The sequence below is a fragment of the Leptothoe sp. ISB3NOV94-8A genome (genome assembly GCF_043421595.1).
GTDB classification, from domain to species: domain Bacteria; phylum Cyanobacteriota; class Cyanobacteriia; order Phormidesmidales; family Phormidesmidaceae; genus Leptothoe; species Leptothoe turfae.
On sequence record NZ_JAXSQW010000003.1, the window covers coordinates 145,962 to 147,420 of the forward strand.

Annotated in this window: 1 protein-coding gene; it reads left to right on the forward strand. The window is 47.2% G+C overall.

Annotated elements, in window-relative coordinates; translation table 11 throughout:
- Positions 1 to 301: 301 nt before the first annotated feature.
- On the forward strand, positions 302 to 1,456 hold the full coding sequence (locus SPB21_RS32910; RefSeq protein WP_499869261.1) for a MupA/Atu3671 family FMN-dependent luciferase-like monooxygenase: 1,155 nt from the start codon (positions 302 to 304) through the stop codon (positions 1,454 to 1,456).
- The last annotated feature ends 3 nt before the right edge of the window (positions 1,457 to 1,459 follow it).

Here is a 1,459-nt window from a genome sequence, read left to right on the forward strand (position 1 = left end):
TAGACGTAATAAATCAAATTTAGCGTCTCAAATCTCACGTCTCAAATACACCCATGGGTAGCTATGCTCAAATGTCGAGAGTCTGAGGGGTGAGGTCGTAACGTTTAAAGTTGTCATCGAAACGGTTCAGAAGTACGATGGAAATTGTGGCCATGATCTTTTTGATCTAACCTTCAGATATCTTCATAGTTATAGTTGGCTCATATTTCGAACAATTCACGCTGCTTGGCTCACGCTCCTATTAGACAAGCGATCGCGAGTTGAGATTTGATACAGAACCTGCAGAATTGAAGGGTGATCGATGAGCACGGTTAATCAGCGATTAACAGATTTGTTCTCTAAGAACATTGTTGTGGAGCCATCCAGGTCTTCAACGTCAATGTTGTCCCAGGACGCTGGTGGTGGCTTAACCAACGTGACCTTCAGTTGCATATTTTTCTCTGATGTCCGTAAGGCCATTTCCAATCGCAGCAAGTATGCATTTGTGAGAGAGCTGGTTGAATTTGCCGACCATTCAGGATTTGAAGCCGTCTGTTTTCCTGAGAGGCATTTCCATGAGTTTGGCGCGATCTATGCCAATAATGCGGTTGTGGCGGCATACTTCGCCCCATTGACGAACCATGTGCGGTTGCGGGCGGCTGCGGTTTCTGTCACGTTGCATCACCCTGCTGAAATTGTTGAGAATTGGGCCATGGTCGATATCTTGTCGAATGGTCGAGTGGATTTGGGATTCGGTAGCGGCTGGAATAAACCCGATTTTGTCCTTTCCCCTGAAACCTACGAGAATCGTTTCAAACTGCGTGATCAGCGGATTCCCATCATTCAAAAACTCTGGCGTGGAGAAACGGTTGACTTTCCGGGACCCGGTGGAGAGATGTTCCCCATATCAGTGTATCCGCGCCCCATTCAGCCGGAACTAAATGTTTGGTATTCCACATTCTCTGAACAGGGATTTGAGCGTGCTGGTAGTATGGGCTACAACATTTTTACGATGCTGCTGCCCGACAATGTGAATGCGTTAGCCAAAAAGATTAGCCGCTATCGCCAGGCGCGTGCTGCTGCAGGTTTTGATCCAGAAACCGGAATTGTCTCATTGCTGATGCACACCTTTGTGCACCCGGACATGGACTGGGTGCAACATGTCGTTTCCGGACCATTTAAGGAGTATATTGCTAGCAGTGTTTTGCCTCAGATGAAAGCGGTAGGCAAGCATTTTAACGATTCAGAAGTTGATCGGATTGTTGATTATTCTTATGCCCGGTATTTACAAACGGGCGGTATTTTTGGACCGTTGACAGATTGTCAGCGACAGATCGATCAGGTGATCGCTGCTGGGGTGAATGACATCGCATTACTGCAGGACTTCGGTGTTGAATACAGTGCGGTGCAGCAATCACTCGAATATGTGGGGGAACTGGTTAACCGTAACCGAGAATCTAGACATCTAGCGGGCTAAGTC

Coding starts and splice junctions, on each gene's coding strand:
- SPB21_RS32910 (WP_499869261.1), top strand. CDS start 302: ATGAGCACGGTTAATCAGCGATTAACAGATTTGTTCTCTAAGAACATT.